Genomic DNA, 17,189 nt, shown 5'->3' on the forward strand with positions numbered 1-17,189 from the left:
ATTAAATGAGAATTAAGTTTATAATACTATTGTATTTTTGCCTGACAACTTCGACTATATTGGGAGTAGGTCCGGGTCAGAAAGACTGTTCTCCGGAGCTGGACGAAAAGGGATTAATTCCAGAACGTAATCAGCAGATTATAGATAGTGTAATTAAGTATGGTCCTTTCATCTCGTCGACATATAAGAAAGCTGTTTGTACCGAATTGATTATTCCTATAATAGCCAAGTTTCATAAATTGGATAAGATAGATAAGAATCGTATAAGGATTATTACGAATCAGAATATCCAAACTTTACTCAAGGGAAATTCACCTATACCGAAAGGAGTGTATTATGCTCTGGTAGAAAAAGGAATAGGGGAGTCTATTGATAAAAAGGAAGATGTATTACCCGGCGATTTTGTTCAATTTTGGACATCAACATGGGGTCATTGCGGTATTTTGAAAAGCATTGATATCGAAAATAATACAATGGAATTATATTCATCTTTCCCTTCCACTAATGGATATGGTGTGCAACGATTTCGAATTCCGGAGTACTGTTTTTTTGTAAGAATGAAGTGAAAAGTAGTCTGCAATACAATTTATCGACTGTTTAATCGTTTATTATTAATAAATTGTCGTTATTTTGCAGTCTGATATTGCAGTTTTGTGAATGAAGATTAGATTATTAGTATTACTCATCATATTTTTAAGTGTTGGTGTCAATTCCATATATGGACAATGGGATGCCCAGGTGAGTCAGTACTGGAAAATAAAAAACTACTATAATCCATCATTCATCGGAGAAACTGAGAGTATCGAGAATGTTTTGTTACATCGCCGTCAGTGGGTAGGTATGCCCAAGGCGCCAAATACATCGATGGCTTCGTTCAATATGCCTTTCGAATTTTTCGGTAAGAAGCATGGCTTTGGATTTTTGGTAGTAAATGAGGATATAGGATTGTTTTCTAATACAACAACCGCTTTACAATATGCGTATAAGTTCAAATTTAAAAAAAACAGATCGTTGAACGTTGGTATTCAGGGAGCTTTAGCTAACATCAATTTTGATGCCGGTCAGATTCGTATTCCTGAGAGCGATTATCATGATCCTGCCGATCCTGCTATACCGGGTGGTGGAAGTGATAAAACTATTGATGCTTCTCTCGGGGTATCGTGGGTAACGCCTAATTATTATATTGGGTTTTCGGCTAGTCATTTGTGGGAGCCGGCTTTTGATCTTGATGAGAATCATTCGTCCTATATGGGGCGCGCCTTTTATCTGATGGGTGGATACAATATAAAGCTACGCAATCCGTTGATAGAATTTCAGCCGTCTGCTTTTATTAAGTCCGATGCAGTCGTTACACAAGTAGATGTGACAGCTAAAATAGAATATAATAAGATGTTCAATGGTGGAATATCTTGGAGAAAAGACGATGGTGTTGTATTTTTGCTCGGTGTTAGAATTAGAAACATAGATGCAGGTTATTCTTATGACTTAACAACCTCCGATATTTCGACGGTTAGTAATGGAAGTCATGAGTTATTTTTGCGTTATATCATACCCCTCGAAAAGAAAAAACCGATGGGTGCACAAAAAAGTGTGAGAATATTATAATTTGAATTTTTGAACAAAAAAAGAAATAAAAGGTTTTAGTATATAATATCTAAACCTTGAGATATTAAAGAACAACTATGAAACATTTATTATTTGCAATCATAGCATCTTTGGTACTATTAACATCCTGCGGCAAGTCGATAGGAACAGGTAGTATAGGTGGCGAAGTTGTTGGAGAGAAATCTTCATCATGGGCAGAGCCTTCACCCTTCGGTATGGTATTAGTTTCGAGAGGTTCCATCGAAATGGGACCGGCCGAAAGTGATTCGCTGTGGGATATAAAAGCTAACCCTAAAGGTGTGTCAGTCGATAATTTCTGGATGGATGAAACAGAGGTAACTAACTCCAAATATCGTCAGTTTGTATATTGGGTGCGCGATTCTATTATTCGCGAACGCTTAGCTGATCCGGCTTATGGAGGAGATGAGACTTACAAAATCACCGAAGACAGATATGGCGATCCGATCAAACCATATTTGAATTGGAGAAAAGCTATTCCTAAAAGACCATTAGAAGACGAGGAGCGTGCAATAAACAGTGTTACATTTATCCATCCTATAACAGGTGAAAGACATATCGATCCGAGTCAATTAAACTTTATCTACGAATGGTACGATTATACAGAGGCTGCGAAGCGCGGTAACCGTCTGAATCCGCAAGATCGGGTGTTGAATACCGATATTACAGTAAATCCGTCGCAAGTTGTAATGATATCGAAAGATACCGCTTATATGAGTGAAGATGGTTTGCCTGTGAATGAAACGGTTGTTCGTCCGTTGACGTCTCTGTTCGATTTCCTTCATACTAAAATTGTGAATGTATATCCCGATACTACGGTTTGGGTGAACGACTTCAATAATGCATATAACGAACCTTACATGCGGATGTATTTCTCGCATGCAGGTTACAACGATTATCCGGTGGTAGGTGTTACTTGGGAACAAGCAACGGCTTTCTGCGAATGGAGAACAAAGTTCTATCGCATGGGTCAGCCTAACAACGCACGTCCTATCGAACAATACCGTCTGCCAACCGAAGGTGAATGGGAGTTTACAGCTCGTAACGGGCGTACCGAAAATAAATATCCTTGGGATATAGATGGTACTATGAACGAAAAGGATTGTTTTATGGCCAACTTCAAACCGGGCGAAGGTAATTATACAAAAGACGGAAATCTTATTCCGGCGCGTGTAGCTTCGTACGCTCCCAATCGTTTTGGTGTGTACGATCTGGCTGGTAATGTTGCCGAGTGGACGTCGACTGCTTATGCCGAATCGGGACCGGCTATGATGGATGATATAAACCCTCAGTATCGATACGATGCGGCTAAAGAAGATCCTTATGCTATTAAGAAAAAAGTAGTAAAGGGTGGTTCATGGAAAGATATCGGTCGTAATATTCGTGGTGATATGAGAGATTCTGAATTCCAGAATCAGCCACGATCGTATATTGGCTTCAGATGCGTGAGAAGTCAGGTAGGCTTTGCAAAATCGAAAAAGTAATGATGATGAAAAAGATATTTCAACTAACTGCAATATTGTTTAGTTTTTTATGTGTAGCTCAGTTCGGGTATGCGCAGGAGGAACAAACCGAGTCGTTGCGGGAAAGACTGGCTCGCAGGCAGCAAGAACAACAGCCTCAAGGTGCGACTGTACCGCGATTGTCGGTGCGTGCAGAAAAAATGAACGAGACACAAACAAAAGATTTGTCGAATGCTACATGGGTACGCGAAGTATATCGTGTGCTTGATCTCGGGAAGGGAACAAATGCAGCTTTATACTATCCGGTGGAGCCTATTGGAGACAGAATGAATTTATTCACTATGATCTTCAAGCTTATGGCGCAAGGAGATTTAGTGGCATATAATTTTCTTGATGGACGTGAAGTCTTCAATGATGAGAATAAAGTCAATTTCAAAGATGTGTTGGAGAGGTTAAATATTCCTTACCAACAAAATGGAAATACGTTTATCTTCAATGAGATGGATATTCCAAGTAACGAAGTTTTGGCTTATTATGTGAAAGAGGCTTGGTATTTCGATCAATCCAACTCTGTTCTCGATACGAAAACGATTGCTATTTGTCCCGTATTGCTTCGCCAGGATGATTTTGATGTGATTTCGGGTAAATACCCTCAGTTCTGGATTCCGTACGAAAATTTACGTCCTTATGCTGCTCGTATGCCTATTATGACTTCCGACCTGAATAATGCGATAACTAAAACGGTTGACGACTATTTTAGAATGCGTTTGTTCGAAGGTGAGATATATAAGACAACTAATATGGAAAATAAAATATTAGCCGAAAAATATAAAACCGAAGAAGAATTGAAGCAGGCGAGAGAGAAGATTGAAGGAGAATTGACAAGTTTCGAAAAAAGCCTGTGGGTAGTCAATGACTCGATTAATCCTCAAAATACAAATACTAAAAAATCGAACAATAATAAACCGAAGACACCGAAAGCAAGTAAGCCTAAAAATACATCATCCAGTCCGACTTATTCGGCAAGAGATAGACGCTGATTGTTGGTTTAATCATATAAAGGAAAAGGAGGTAATACATATTATCTCCTTTCTTATTTTTAAACTTCTATCACTTTTCCTAATTTGATATAGCAGATGTATCCTTTTACTTCACTATAGCCCATTTTGCTGATCTGATCGGCATAATATTTTACCTGACGAATGTATTTTTTATCTTCCTTTTCGCCGAACTTATAATCTATGACAATCACATCATCGTCTTTAATCATAACGCGGTCAGGTCTGATAAATGTACCGTTAGGTTGTAATATCTGGACTTCGTTCAGTATTCTGTATTTACCCGTATACCAACGTGAAACAATTGGGTCGGAAAGATAATTGTGTAACAAAGATATGACTTCATCTTTCTGTCCGGCTGTTATATCTCCTGTTATATGATAACTTTCTGCCGCACTCTCTATGTCCTCAATTGTATTGATGCGGCTTACAATTTCGTGCATTAATGTGCCATAATCGCGTTGACCGGTGTCGGTAAAATAATATTTGTTATTCAATAATAATTTCAAACGTTGATCGTAAGAGACGCTTGGTAAAATATCTATATCGATTTCATTAGCGGAAGGGCTTTCTTTTTTTATCGCCTTATAGTCTTTTCCCAGATCGAGTGTACAATCTTCGTCGTCTATGTACTGCGACAAATCAATTAACTCCCTATCATCAGTGGGTAAAATATCAGTTGAGTTTATACATTTCCACAAAAGAGAGGATATATTATTCACCTCATCTTTTTTAGGCTTAGGACAAAAAGCTATCAGCTCGTTTTTAGCGCGGGTGAAAGCCACATAAAGAACATTAAAATTATCGATAAATGCATGCAGCCGCTCGTCAAAATATTCATATTCGAAGATTGTATTTTTCAACTTCTGTGAATACTTCACGGGTACAAGGTGAAGCCTGTTGAATGGCTCTATCTCAGGGTGACACCAAAGAATAGTTGTTAGTTTATGATCTATTTCCCAATGACAGAAAGGCAGAAGTACAACATTAAAACCTAAGCCTTTCGATTTGTGTATGGTCATAATGCGGATGGCATCCTGACCATCGGGTGTAAATATTGTTTTGGTCGATCCTGTTTCGTCCCACCATATAAGGAAAGAATCCAGATCTGACGAATTGCGAACCGTGAAATCCAGTACCATATCGAGAAACGACTGGATATAAATCTGCTCATTATTCTCCATCGCATCGTGAAACAATTCGAATATTTCTTCAGTCATTTCATACAATGGCAATTCACGAATGCGGTTTAATTCGTTCAGTACTTCTTGCGGTAGCTCATCGTTTTCAGAAAAGTACTTCTGTAGGGCATCTTCGGCTTTAAGCTGATTACTATATTTGAAATATTCGTATATAGCTAAAGCTTTGAGTGAAGCATCCAACGGATTACGCAAATATTTGAGTAGGGCGATAATAAGTTTTATACTCTTCGAATTGCTAACGAACAGCGCTTCATCCGATATAATGTCATAGTGATATTTCGAATTGGGGTGGAGGCTCTTATATTCCAATAACCTGTTGGCAACCTCAGCACCTTCTTTTTTTGTGCGGACGAGTATCGCTATATCTTTAAGTTTGTAACCTCTGTCTTGTAGCTGTTCTATATGTAATGGTAATTGTTCCAACACATACGATTGCCAATCGTGTTCTTCGGTATCTACAAACTCTATTTTTACATGCCCCTCATTATATTTGTGGCTATCGGGTATATGTTGATATAATTGATCGTAAGCCTTGGTTATTCGTGAATAAAAAGGTTGCAAACGAACATCGGTTGTTTCTTCAGGCAGAACCTTGTTATACGTATCCTGTAACAATCGGGCGCCTGATGAGAATATAGCATTGTTGAAATTAATTACATTACGGGCACTTCGCCAGTTCATATCTAATGTTTCCCTATATATACCCTCCGATTTAAAATCAATATCGAGTTGCTGATCCAGTAACTTCCAATCCGAATTTCGCCAGCGATAGATACTTTGCTTCACATCCCCAACAATGAAATTCTTATTTCCATCTGCAAGACTGTCACGTACTAATGGAAGAAAATTACCCCATTGCATACCCGATGTGTCCTGAAACTCATCTATCATATAGTTATTGATGCGTGTACCTACCTTTTCATAGATGAACGGAGATTCGTTTCCTTCGATTATACGATTCAGCAGTTCGGTTGTATCCGAAATCAGCATTATGTTATTCTCTGCTGCATATTGGCGGATTTTTTTATCCACATCACCCAATATTCCCAGTGTAAAGAAGTATCTGTTTATCTCGTAAGCGGTCTGATATGTTCTTGAATTATCGTAATGTACAATGATATTACTGACACATGCATTCAGTTCGGCAAACGAATCTTCTATTTTGTTTTTTGTAGCAGCATCGGCTTTTGCTATATACCAGTTTGAAACATCATTCTCTAGTTTTCTAAACGTAGCGGTTGGTTCTTCTATTTCCCCTTTTGCCCATTTGAGAAATGTTTTGAATGGCGATCTGCCCCCTCCTTTAAAGTCTTCGGGTGTCAGCCCATAGCGGTTAATTATATTGAGTGCTTTCTCTCCTGTTTGCTGCGAAATACGTTCGAAACTCTGGATTATGGCAAAGAGCATATCTTTATAATCGGTCATCAGCTCCTTATTTTCGATATCAGTTTGTACCTGATTACTATATGCCTTATAGCTTTCCTTGAATATTTCGGATGAAAGAGACTGTATATCGTTACGGATATTCCATGTTTCTCCATTCTCGACCTTCTCTTCCGAAAAGCGGATGAGCCAGTCGAGCAATTGTTTGTTTTCGCTACGCTCTAAATCGAAAAGCATTGAATCTATTGCTTCTCCTAACACTTTGCCTGTGTCCAGTTCTACATTATAACCTCCGCCTAATCCTATTTCACGGGTAAAAGCGCGCATGGTTTGCTGAAAAAACTTATCGATAGTACTTACCGAAAAAGACGAGTAGTCGTGAAGAATGCGCACAAGAATATCACGAGCCTCCTTCCTTACCTGTATCTCATTATAGCCATACTCGGATGAAAGAAGTTCTATATAATCCGACTTACGATTTGCTGCCAGATTGGCTAGTTCATCAATAATCCGGCTTTTCATCTCGTCGGTCGCTTTGTTGGTAAAGGTTACGGCAAGTATATGGCGGTATGCAAATGGTGATGAGAAAAGAAGGCATAGGTACTCGGCGGTCAGGCGATGGGTTTTACCCGATCCTGCCGATGCTTTAAATACATGTAAATTTATTTCATCGTCAAATGCAACGTGATTTGGCATAGCCTTCTTTTTGCAATATTTCTAAGATTTTATTTCTGAAATCGCCTTGAATAATGATTTCTCCATCTTTTACAGAGCCTCCTACACCACATTTTACTTTTAGTAATTTGCCTAATGCTTCGAGATCGTCGGTAGCTCCGATAAAGCCTGTTATAAGAGTCACAGCTTTACCTTTGCGGTTACGCTTGTCCAATGAAATTCGTAGCAGTTGTTTTTCTTTCAGCAATGTATCTGCTTCAACTTCCTCCTCTGAATCATATTTAAAGTCTGGATTTGTGGAATACACAACATTCAGACGGTCTTTCCAGTCGCTCATACTGATATTGGTTTTTTATTCTTTACAAATTTAGTTTAAAATAAGTGACGATGGAAGAAAAGTATGGCTAATATCAAAACTTATTCTTAATAATATCTGTTATAAATTTATTGTATATATTATATAATACAAAGTATTAATTACTAAATAACTAGAGTTATGTCATATCCGATAGAACAGATAGAAGGAGTTGGGGCCGTATATGGTGAGAAGCTCAAAGCAGTAGGTGTAACAACCACAAATGATCTTTTAGATAAAGGGGCGACAAAGAAAGGTCGTTCAGATTTAGCCGAAAAAACAGGCATTAGTGAATCTCTTATATTGAAATGGGCTAACCACGCCGATTTATTTCGTATCAAAGGTGTTGCAGGTCAGTTTTCGGAATTGCTTGAAGCTGCTGGTATAGATACAGTTAAAGAATTTAAGCATCGTGTAGCAGAGAATTTACATTCTAAGTTGGAAGAAGTAAACGCATCGAAAAAATTAACAGGTCGTGTGCCTTCTGTGAAAGAATTGCATGACATGATTGAATTGGCAAAAGGGCTGGAAGCCAAGTTGACATATTGATATGTCGTTTTTTGGCGATAGAAAGTGACTTCTATATATATTGATATAAATTAATTTGGATTTAAAAATGTAATAGTTATTAAACAAGCTGGAAAATAGATTAATAGCCTATTTTACAGTCAGAATGTCATGTGAGAGATTGAACCTTTTTATAATTAGGTTGTTTAATTTTTAATTAAGCTTTCAATTTATTAAAATTTATATAAAATAACATGAAAAAATTATTACTATTAGTAGCTCTTGTAGCTTTTTCGTTTAGTGTGTATGCCCAAACAGGTTTTAATTCAGCTTTAGTTAAAGCGGGATATCAAACAGATGCTAAAAGATTTGGTGTTGGAGTAGAAGGTCGTTACTCTATTATGGAAAATGTTCGTATCGCTCCGGAAGTGACATTCTTTTTTCCTAAAAATCACACTATGGGATTAGACGTAAACGTTAATGCTCATTATGTATTGCCTTTGCAAGACGGTTTTTCGATATATCCACTAGCTGGTTTTGCAATGATAAACAATCGTTACTCAAATGATGGCAATTCAAATTCGAATACTGATTTTGGATTTAATTTAGGCGCAGGTGCAGAGTATAGCATAAGTCCTAAGAACTTTTTAAATTTAGATTTTAAATATACATTTACTGACCATGATTTTGGCGTTATAATGCTAGGGTACGGTTTTAGATTCTAATGAGTTACATTGTTTCTTTAGAAAAGGCAGTTCGTTATGAACTGCCTTTTCTATTTGATGGTATTGCTTATGTATTAATTTTAATGTATTTTTGCAAAGAATTATAAATTTTACATAAAACAACATGATGAAAAAATTATTACTATTAGTAGCTCTTGTAGCTTTTTCGTTTAGCGCAAACGCTCAAACAGGTTTTACTTCAGCTTTAGTTAAAGCAGGATATCAAACAGAAGCTAAAAGATTCGGCGTTGGAGTAGAGGGTCGTTACTCTATTATGGAAAACGTTCGTATCGCTCCGGATGTAACTTTCTTCTTCCCGAAAGATAAAGTTATGGGAATGGACATAAACCTTAATGCGCATTATTTATTTCCGTTGAAAGATGGTTTTACTGTATATCCACTTGCAGGTTTTGCAATGATAAATAATCACAGATCTTCTCAAAAAATTGGAGAAATCTCTGGTCAGACAGTAGAAATTCCATCTAGTTCAAGTACTGATTTTGGATTTAACTTAGGAGCAGGTGCTGAGTATAGCCTAAGCCCTAAGAACTTTTTAAATGCTGAGTTTAAATATACATTCAATGATTGGGATTTTGCAACAATAATGCTTGGATACGGATTCAGATTCTAATAAAAGAATATAGTTCATAAAATAGGAAAAGGCAATTCATAGTGAATTGCCTTTTTTCTGTTTATTTCAATATATCATCTGCTTTTAGTCTTTGTCTATAAAGCGTTTCTTTTTCTTTACTACAATTACCTTGAACAGCTTATCTCCCGGGCGTATTTTGTCAGCTATTTTTATTGAAAACTTCTCACCTTTTACAGTTTCATCCACAGATTTCAGGTCGACACGTATTTCATCTACAATGTGGTTTACAGCTCCTGTAGTAGGTCCTGTTATTAGAATTTCATCACCTGTTTTCAGCGATTGAGTTTCCATCAAAAATTCGGCAACACCAATGTTAGAAAAGTATTTAATGCCTTTTCCGATATATATTTTGCGCTTGGTTGCACCCGATCCATAATTGCTCGACCATTCGCCAAGGCGTTGACCAAGATAATAGCCATCCCAAAATCCACGATTGAAAACTGTCGCTAAGCGTCCGTTCCATTCTTCTACTTTTTCTTCCGAGAATGTTCCTTCACAATGTGCTTTGATAGCTTCCCTATAACATTCTACAACTGTACGCACATACTCAGGTCCGCGTGCGCGCCCTTCTATTTTGAATACACGTACACCTGCATCCATCATCTTATTCATGAAGTGGATTGTTTTCAAGTCTTTGGGAGACATGATGTATTCGTTGTCGATTTCGAGTTCTATATCGCTTTCTTTATCTTTCACAATATAGCTTCTCCGGCACAATTGGTTACATGCTCCGCGGTTGGCCGAAAGATCTTTTTCGTGTAAGCTCAGATAGCATTTGCCCGAAACAGCCATACAGAGTGCGCCATGGCTGAACATTTCGATGCGAATAAGCTCTCCACTGGGTCCCGTTATGTTTTGCTCGACAATGTCATTATAGATTGCTGCCACCTGATCGAGATTCAATTCGCGAGCAAGTACTGCTACATCGGCAAATTGCGCATAGAATTTGAGAGAATCCGTATTCGTTATATTTAATTGAGTAGACAGATGTACTTCCACTCCTATGCTGCGGGCATACATCATTACAGCTACATCGGAAGCAATGATAGCCGATAATTCAGCCTCTTTAGCTGCATCCACTATTTTATGCATCAATGTGATGTCATTGTCATAAATGATCGTATTTACTGTAAGATAACTTTTCAGGTTATTCTTTTTGCAGATAGAAACGATATTTTTTAAATCTTCGACAGTAAAGTTATTTGACGATTTGGCACGCATATTTAGCCCTTCTATACCGAAGTATATAGAATTTGCGCCACCTTGTATTGCAGCAGCTAATGAATCGTATGACCCCACAGGAGCCATAATTTCATAGTCGGATATATTTTTCATTTATTTTTTGTTTTATAATTCTAAACCGTTTTCACGGTCTTCTTTATATTTGATAGAGAGTAGTCGTAAGAATGAGCTGATCTGCGAAATAGCGGCTTGAGTTTCGCCCGATACTTCTTTCTTCTGTAGTTTCATCAATAGAAAGCCATACAGAGCAGAGAAACAAGTTTCTAGTTCGGGAATGTTTTTGTCCGGCGATTTGGAACGTAACTCCACTATAAAGGATAGGGTCTTATAGTAAGTTGCCGTATAGTCGGATTCTTTAGATGATTTTAGTAGTTGCAAGTGCAGATCGGTAAGGTCGAGTATTACATTCTTGTTAATTACCAGATGTCCCGATTCGGTAATACCTTCCCTGCGCATCATGTCGATAAGACTTTCATACCATTCTTTGGTTTCGGCTTTAATTTCATCTGACTGTGTGTATTGTGCTATTATTGCATCGTCAATTTTATCTATATCTAGTTCATAGGCACGTATCAAATCCTCTACTTGCCACATATAGAGTAAGTATTCTGCAATATTGTCTTGTTTAAGTTTTTTAGCTATAAGCATTTCAGTGAAATTTAAGGTTACAAAAGTAAAGAATAAAAATGAGAATATGGTTTGTGTGAATGATCTATTTGCTTATATAGACTTTGTCTATGCACTTATAGTGATAATATATTCAATTTGTTGTGAACAAAGTTATTGAATCTTTGTTTTTATAATAAGAGCAAGAGAAAACAGGTGTATTTTTTCATAGTGTGTTTAGATGATTGTTTGGTTAATAATTATTGGTTTTATCCAACCTGTTTTCATAATTAGTGTGTTAAAGTTAGTTTTAGTATTAGTTTTAGGTTAGGAAGAGATGGTTGTTGATAATCGTCTCTTCTTTTTTTATATCTTTAATCTCATGTTTAACGTTACAACAATAGAAAGCGGATACTTTATGGCAGATGGCGGTGCAATGTTTGGGGCTATCCCTAAGCGTGCATGGTCTCGTAAGTATGTGTGTACAGACGATAATCTGTGTTCATTAGCTATGCGTTGTGTACTAGCTGTATCTTCGGATGGGAAAAGGAAAGTATTGATTGATTTGGGGATGGGAGATAAGCATCTTAGTCAAGCTAATTATTACCAGCCATATGATCTGCTCAATATTGCGGATGCTTTAGATTCTCATGGTTATCATTCGAACGATATTACGGATGTGGTGCTTACTCACTTGCATTTCGATCACTGTGGTTATGCAACACTTAAAGATGTAAATGGAGATGTCATACCCTCTTTTCCTAATGCTAACTATTGGTTGAGCGGGCAGCAGTGGAGAAATATATTATCTCCCAATCGTTTAGAGCAAGACGCTATTTTTGCTGATAATATTCTTCCGATTCAGGAAGCCGGTCTACTTCATTTGATAGACGAGGATACAATGTTATATGATGGTTTCCGACTTCGCCTTTTTGATGGACATAGTGTCGGGCAATTGGTTGTCTATATAGAGGGTAAAGATGGTGTTATAGTCTTTCCTGGGGATTTAATACCTACCTCTGCACATGTGTCGCTGGAATGGATATCTGCTTATGATCTATGTGCATTAACCTCCTTGGCTGAAAAACAACGTTTTCTGGAAGAAGCTGAAAGTAATAATTATATGCTGATTTATTACCATGATGCACGTGTGGTAAAAAGTAAAGTGAAGAAAATAAATGATAATTATAAAGCAACTGATTTGCACTATTCGTAGTCAATAAAAATCTCTTATTGTTTGTATCCCGTATTCTTGTATCATTATTAGTGATAGGAATTTCTAAGAAACAAATCCTGCGGACCTCACGGCTCACAGGATTCGGATTTTACAAAACTACGCTTCAAATTTACAAAACTGAACTTGAACTGGTTTTATAGCTTTTACCTGAAAACAGAATGATTAAAATTTTGTAAAATTTACTTCAGCATCACTCATCCAATCTTCATATTCCACTTGAACGGAATAGGAGTGGCTGTGATTTAAATCTTTTTCTGCATCGAAAGCTTTATATAATTTATATCCTGAATGTATAGCCTCTTCGCCCAACGATCTTACTAGTTTCTTATATCCTTTGTGCCGCTCACTCCCGTTTATAAGTATGTACGGCAATTCTTGCTTGTGCTTCCCCTCAGTTAGTGTTGGTATGAGCATTATAGATTCGTTTTCTCCAATTGGAATGTATGGAATGTTGATATCCAGATCGATTTGGAGAGAGTTTCCTTTTTTCTTCTTTTTAGATTCTTCAACATTAATCAATTGATTCATATTTTTCTGGTTTTTATAACGATGTAAACAATCCTATTTTCCTTACTTTACTATATATAGTATATTCGATTCTATTTGTTCATCCGATATTGAGAAAGAGACATGCCTGTATGTTTTCGGAAAAAGCGCCCTAGAGACGATTGATTCGCAAAATGTGTTTTTGTCGCAATTTCTTGAATATTTAAAGTTGAGCACTTTAATAAATCTTTTATCTCCAGTATTATATATTCCAAAATCCATTCTTTAGCCGATTTGCCACTAATGGTTTTAACTACTGTTGATAGATATTTGGGTGTGATGCATAATTTATCTGCATAGAAAGCGACATCTCTATTTTCCTTGTAATACTCTAGTATCAGTAGGAAAAAATTATAGGCTAACTCTTCTTTTCGGGCATCCAGACCTGAACTTTTTGACGAAACTGTGTTTTTGTAATTATTATAAAGATCCAGATATAGAAGGCGAAGAAGGTTTATAATGTATTCTCTACGAAATAGATGTTGAGAATTCGATTTGCTGTATATCCAGCGATAATAATTGGTGAAGTTATCAACCTCTTTTCCTATTAATTTATAATGACTTTTTGATCTCATATACAAAAAGAAACTAGCTGAGAATCTGCAAATGCCACTAAGTACATCATTGAATAGAGAATGTGACATAGTGAAGTAGTCTATTGAGAAATCGGAGCTGATTTCTTTTGCAGACACAAGTTGGCCGGGAAGAATAACTATTAGTTGGTTTTTGTTTAAGAGATATTCATCATTATGTATACTAATTTTTACACTTCCGGTCAGGCATAAACCAACCAGACCAAAGCGTGCATAAGAAGGAAATGGGGTGATAGGCATATGCTTAGAATCCTTATATACCCTAAAGTCGTTTTCCAATGGGTCAACAACGTCTTCGTCCTTGAATGAAACTGTATTTTTACAATATAGCATTTTGGTGTCTCTTTGAGATTGCAAATATATAGTATTAAAGTTTTCGATAATTAAACAGTGGTCATCTGGTATCATATTGTAGAAATATGGTATTTATGATTGCTGTTTTAGTTAAAATAATATAGTTTGTGAGGTATGTTAACCAATTTAGGAAGGGATTTGTTCGTGTGATATTTCTTAAACTATTTGAAAAAAATATTATTTATGTTTCATTCTTGTTGCTATGTATGTTGTTTGTAAATAGATTTTTAAGAGAAAAAGAAAAGCCCTGGAGAGATCCAGGGCTTTTCCTAAATTAGGTTTTCTATATTAGAATTCCATAGGTATATCCATTAATAGAATACGAGCATTTTCAGTGTTAGCAGTTATTTTAATCGTATCAGTTTCCCATATTCCTATTCCATCGCGGTGGTGTAGCTTTTGGTCGCCAATAGTAAACTCTCCTTCGACAACCATTGCGTATACTCCATTACCTTTTTTCTTAGGTTGGTAATCAAAGCTGTACTCTTTGTCGAAAGTTCCTAAACTGAACCATGCATCCTGATGTATCCATAAACTTTCACTATCTCCGTTTGGAGAAACGACTAGAGTCAGTTCATTTTTGTTATGTATGAAGTCGAATGCTTTCTGTCCATATCTAGGCTCCACGTCTTTTTTATTAGGAAATACCCATATTTGGAAAAGATTGACCGGTTTGTCACGATTTGCATTGTATTCACTATGTGTGATACCCGAACCGGCACTCATCACCTGTACCTCTCCTGAATGGATTACTTCCGTATGTCCCATACTATCTTTGTGTTCCAAATCCCCGTATAGAGGTATTGTTATTATCTCCATATTATCATGGGGATGTGTTCCAAAGCCTTTACCACCTTCCACTATGTCGTCATTTATAACTCTTAGTGCTCCAAAGTGGATGCGCGACGGATCATAATAATTAGCAAAGCTGAATGTATGGTATGTGTCTAGCCAACCATGATAAGCATGTCCTCTTGTCGATGCTTTGTATAATACTGTTTTCATATATTTACCCTTTCTTGTAATTGTTTAAAATGCAGATAGATTTCTTTTCTGCTTTACAAAGATAAGGATATAATATCTATTTGTAAAATAGTAAAATTAATAGATATGTATTAATATATGAATAGATAATTTGTATCTTTGTAATATGGTTAATTTTGAATGGTATAGAACATTTAAGGCAATTTATCAAGCTGGTAATCTGACAAAAGCTTCGCATGAACTTCTTATATCCCAGCCCAATGTGAGTGTTCAGCTTGCAGCCTTGGAGAATCATGTCGGACATAAACTGTTTGGTAGGTTACCTCGTAGATTAGTACCTACGGAATATGGTAAATTGCTCTACACGCAAATTGTAGAATCGGTAGAAAATTTGGAAAAGGTAGAAACTGAATTCCGAAAATCGGCTTTGAAGCGAAATAGTACTATTCGTTTGGGTAGTCCGATCGAGTTTTTCAATAATTACTTAGTTGATAGGCTAGGAGAGTGTAAGTCTAATTTGAATGTGGAGTTTGCATTAACCAAGGACTTGATTGATTGCTTGGTTAAGCAAGAGTTGGATTTTGTGATAGCTACCCAACAAATAGAAAAGCCTGATGTTTATTATCTTCCGATTATGAATGAATCTTTTATGATTGTTGCAGATAATTCTTTTGATAGTCATGTTTTTGATAACTACATAAGTGATAATAATCTGGTTGAGGCTGAAAAATGGCTGATAGCTCAAGCTTGGATTACTTATGACAATGAGTTGTCTCTTATTCGTCGTTTTTGGCGGGAAAACTTTAATAAAAGACCTTTGATAAAACCTCATTATGTAATTCCTGATATTAATATAATTTTGAAGGCGGTAAGCTTAGGTAACGGGATTAGTGTGGTGTCCGATTTATTTATTGATAAGTGTACTGGTGATAGCAATATGAAGATATTGTGGAGAGGTATTGTTTCAACTACGAATACATTATTTCTGGCTTATAACCCTTTGCGTGTAGAGGCTTCCCGAATTGACGAAATGAAAAATTTGCTAGCTTTAAAAACTGATACTCTGAATGAATTTGTATGAGTTATATCTTAGATTCTGATAATAAATAGTTAATTTTAGAGTTCATATAGTAAAGGTTTGTATTATGAAAAAGCTATTATTCTTGTTGTTAATCGTTATTTCAGCTAACTCTTATGGTCAGATTGAAACAGTAAAGGATAGCATTCCTTTATTTGATAAAAACAATAACATTGAATTGAGAAACGAGCGAATAGATAATTATTTGCGGACGGACGATGCTTCATTATTAAAAGAACCCCCTGCCGCATACGTTCCCGATTATCAACCTTTGCGAAAAAATAATTCGGAGCCGATCGATTTTAGTTTGCCTCCAATGTTTTATGATCCTTTTTCTACAATCTTTCCCAATGCAATAAATGTCCATAATTTATTTGCAAACGATTATAGCTATTCCGCTTTTTATCGGCTTTCCGATCAAGCCTTTTTAACTACGCTTTCCACTCAGGATACTTACCCCACATTGGGCGCAATAAGAGTTATGAACGCCCGATTTGGGTATCAACCGACTTCTTGGCTGCAGATGTCGGGCGGACCTTATGTATCTAAATATAATGTATATGGTGCACATTACAATGATATCGGTGTGGGAGGGAATATGAAATTTCTTTTAAATGATCATTTTCGTGTCAATGTCTATGGTCAGTATTCTGCTTTTGGGCAGCGCAATAATACAGGTTCTCCTGTGGTGGGCATGTATCCGCAGTCTTATTATAGTGGCACTGTTGAGTTTAAAATAACAGAGAAATTTGGAGTCGAGGCAGGTGTGGTTCGCGAGTTGAATCCTTTTAATGGTAAGTGGGAAACACGTCCGGTTATATCACCGGTTTTTTATGCCAAATAATCTTTCTATTTACTTTACTGGCTAATTTTTTACAATTGTTTTGTTTATTTGCTATTATATGT

17 protein-coding genes are annotated in these 17,189 nt (G+C 36.5%); 10 read left to right on the forward strand and 7 right to left on the reverse strand.

Going from position 1 to position 17,189, the window contains the following annotated elements:
- Positions 1 to 5 precede the first annotated feature (5 nt).
- From G7Y56_RS02050 to gldN, 4 genes are all read left to right on the forward strand, one after another.
- Positions 6 to 566, forward strand: a complete 561-nt coding sequence (locus tag G7Y56_RS02050; RefSeq protein ID WP_165040615.1) for a hypothetical protein — start codon at positions 6 to 8, stop codon at positions 564 to 566.
- 91 nt (positions 567 to 657) lie between these two features.
- Positions 658 to 1,605 carry a type IX secretion system membrane protein PorP/SprF gene (locus G7Y56_RS02055; protein ID WP_165020658.1) on the forward strand — a complete coding sequence of 316 codons (948 nt, stop codon included), beginning with the start codon at positions 658 to 660 and terminating at the stop codon, positions 1,603 to 1,605.
- 77 nt (positions 1,606 to 1,682) lie between these two features.
- Positions 1,683 to 3,107 (forward strand): SUMF1/EgtB/PvdO family nonheme iron enzyme, encoded by a 1,425-nt coding sequence (locus tag G7Y56_RS02060; protein ID WP_165040617.1) that lies wholly within the window; start codon positions 1,683 to 1,685, stop codon positions 3,105 to 3,107.
- A 5-nt stretch (positions 3,108 to 3,112) separates the two neighbouring features.
- Entirely contained in the window at positions 3,113 to 4,126 is a 1,014-nt protein-coding gene (gene gldN / locus G7Y56_RS02065; RefSeq protein WP_165040619.1) for a gliding motility protein GldN, read from the forward strand.
- A 59-nt stretch (positions 4,127 to 4,185) separates the two neighbouring features.
- Here the strand turns inward: gldN and G7Y56_RS02070 are convergent, their stop codons facing one another.
- Positions 4,186 to 7,425 carry an exodeoxyribonuclease V subunit beta gene (locus G7Y56_RS02070; protein WP_165040622.1) on the reverse strand — a complete coding sequence of 1,080 codons (3,240 nt, stop codon included), beginning with the start codon at positions 7,423 to 7,425 and terminating at the stop codon, positions 4,186 to 4,188.
- Positions 7,403 to 7,747 (reverse strand): translation initiation factor, encoded by a 345-nt coding sequence (locus tag G7Y56_RS02075; protein WP_185153972.1) that lies wholly within the window; start codon positions 7,745 to 7,747, stop codon positions 7,403 to 7,405. Before G7Y56_RS02075 ends, G7Y56_RS02070 begins: the two co-directional genes overlap by 23 nt.
- Positions 7,748 to 7,900: 153 nt before the next feature.
- Here G7Y56_RS02075 and G7Y56_RS02080 point away from each other — a divergent pair, with 153 nt between their 5' ends.
- The 3 genes from G7Y56_RS02080 to G7Y56_RS02090 all read left to right on the forward strand — a co-directional run bounded on the left by G7Y56_RS02080 (position 7,901) and on the right by G7Y56_RS02090 (position 9,622).
- Positions 7,901 to 8,308, forward strand: a complete 408-nt coding sequence (locus G7Y56_RS02080; protein WP_165040627.1) for a DUF4332 domain-containing protein — start codon at positions 7,901 to 7,903, stop codon at positions 8,306 to 8,308.
- Positions 8,309 to 8,520: 212 nt separating this feature from the next.
- The gene (locus G7Y56_RS02085) at positions 8,521 to 8,991 is read left to right on the forward strand and encodes a porin family protein (RefSeq protein WP_165040629.1); all 471 of its coding nucleotides are present in this window, start codon (positions 8,521 to 8,523) and stop codon (positions 8,989 to 8,991) included.
- A gap of 127 nt (positions 8,992 to 9,118) precedes the next feature.
- Positions 9,119 to 9,622, forward strand: a complete 504-nt coding sequence (locus tag G7Y56_RS02090; protein ID WP_165040631.1) for an outer membrane protein — start codon at positions 9,119 to 9,121, stop codon at positions 9,620 to 9,622.
- Positions 9,623 to 9,706: 84 nt separating this feature from the next.
- On the opposite strand, the gene G7Y56_RS02095 is transcribed toward G7Y56_RS02090, so the two are convergent.
- Together G7Y56_RS02095 and G7Y56_RS02100 are read right to left on the reverse strand one after the other, a co-directional pair.
- Positions 9,707 to 10,978 (reverse strand): peptidase U32 family protein, encoded by a 1,272-nt coding sequence (locus G7Y56_RS02095; protein ID WP_185153969.1) that lies wholly within the window; start codon positions 10,976 to 10,978, stop codon positions 9,707 to 9,709.
- A gap of 12 nt (positions 10,979 to 10,990) precedes the next feature.
- Positions 10,991 to 11,533 carry a DUF4924 family protein gene (locus G7Y56_RS02100; RefSeq protein WP_165040632.1) on the reverse strand — a complete coding sequence of 181 codons (543 nt, stop codon included), beginning with the start codon at positions 11,531 to 11,533 and terminating at the stop codon, positions 10,991 to 10,993.
- A gap of 340 nt (positions 11,534 to 11,873) precedes the next feature.
- Here G7Y56_RS02100 and G7Y56_RS02105 point away from each other — a divergent pair, with 340 nt between their 5' ends.
- Positions 11,874 to 12,707 carry an MBL fold metallo-hydrolase gene (locus tag G7Y56_RS02105; protein WP_165040633.1) on the forward strand — a complete coding sequence of 278 codons (834 nt, stop codon included), beginning with the start codon at positions 11,874 to 11,876 and terminating at the stop codon, positions 12,705 to 12,707.
- 183 nt (positions 12,708 to 12,890) lie between these two features.
- On the opposite strand, the gene G7Y56_RS02110 is transcribed toward G7Y56_RS02105, so the two are convergent.
- The 3 genes from G7Y56_RS02110 to G7Y56_RS02120 form a co-directional block, all read right to left on the reverse strand.
- Positions 12,891 to 13,256 carry a DUF3868 domain-containing protein gene (locus tag G7Y56_RS02110; protein WP_165040634.1) on the reverse strand — a complete coding sequence of 122 codons (366 nt, stop codon included), beginning with the start codon at positions 13,254 to 13,256 and terminating at the stop codon, positions 12,891 to 12,893.
- Between the two features lie 71 nt (positions 13,257 to 13,327).
- On the reverse strand, positions 13,328 to 14,200 hold the full coding sequence (locus tag G7Y56_RS02115; RefSeq protein WP_165040635.1) for an AraC family transcriptional regulator: 873 nt from the start codon (positions 14,198 to 14,200) through the stop codon (positions 13,328 to 13,330).
- 309 nt (positions 14,201 to 14,509) lie between these two features.
- The gene (locus G7Y56_RS02120) at positions 14,510 to 15,226 is read right to left on the reverse strand and encodes a pirin family protein (protein WP_165040636.1); all 717 of its coding nucleotides are present in this window, start codon (positions 15,224 to 15,226) and stop codon (positions 14,510 to 14,512) included.
- A gap of 145 nt (positions 15,227 to 15,371) precedes the next feature.
- Between G7Y56_RS02120 and G7Y56_RS02125 the strand changes: the two genes are divergently transcribed.
- Together G7Y56_RS02125 and G7Y56_RS02130 are read left to right on the forward strand one after the other, a co-directional pair.
- Complete coding sequence (locus G7Y56_RS02125) at positions 15,372 to 16,286, forward strand: LysR family transcriptional regulator (protein WP_165040637.1); 915 nt, start codon at positions 15,372 to 15,374, stop codon at positions 16,284 to 16,286.
- A 64-nt stretch (positions 16,287 to 16,350) separates the two neighbouring features.
- Positions 16,351 to 17,127 (forward strand): hypothetical protein, encoded by a 777-nt coding sequence (locus tag G7Y56_RS02130; protein ID WP_165040638.1) that lies wholly within the window; start codon positions 16,351 to 16,353, stop codon positions 17,125 to 17,127.
- Positions 17,128 to 17,189: the final 62 nt, after the last annotated feature.

The sequence above is a fragment of the Dysgonomonas sp. ZJ709 genome (assembly GCF_011039195.1).
Taxonomy (GTDB): domain Bacteria; phylum Bacteroidota; class Bacteroidia; order Bacteroidales; family Dysgonomonadaceae; genus Dysgonomonas.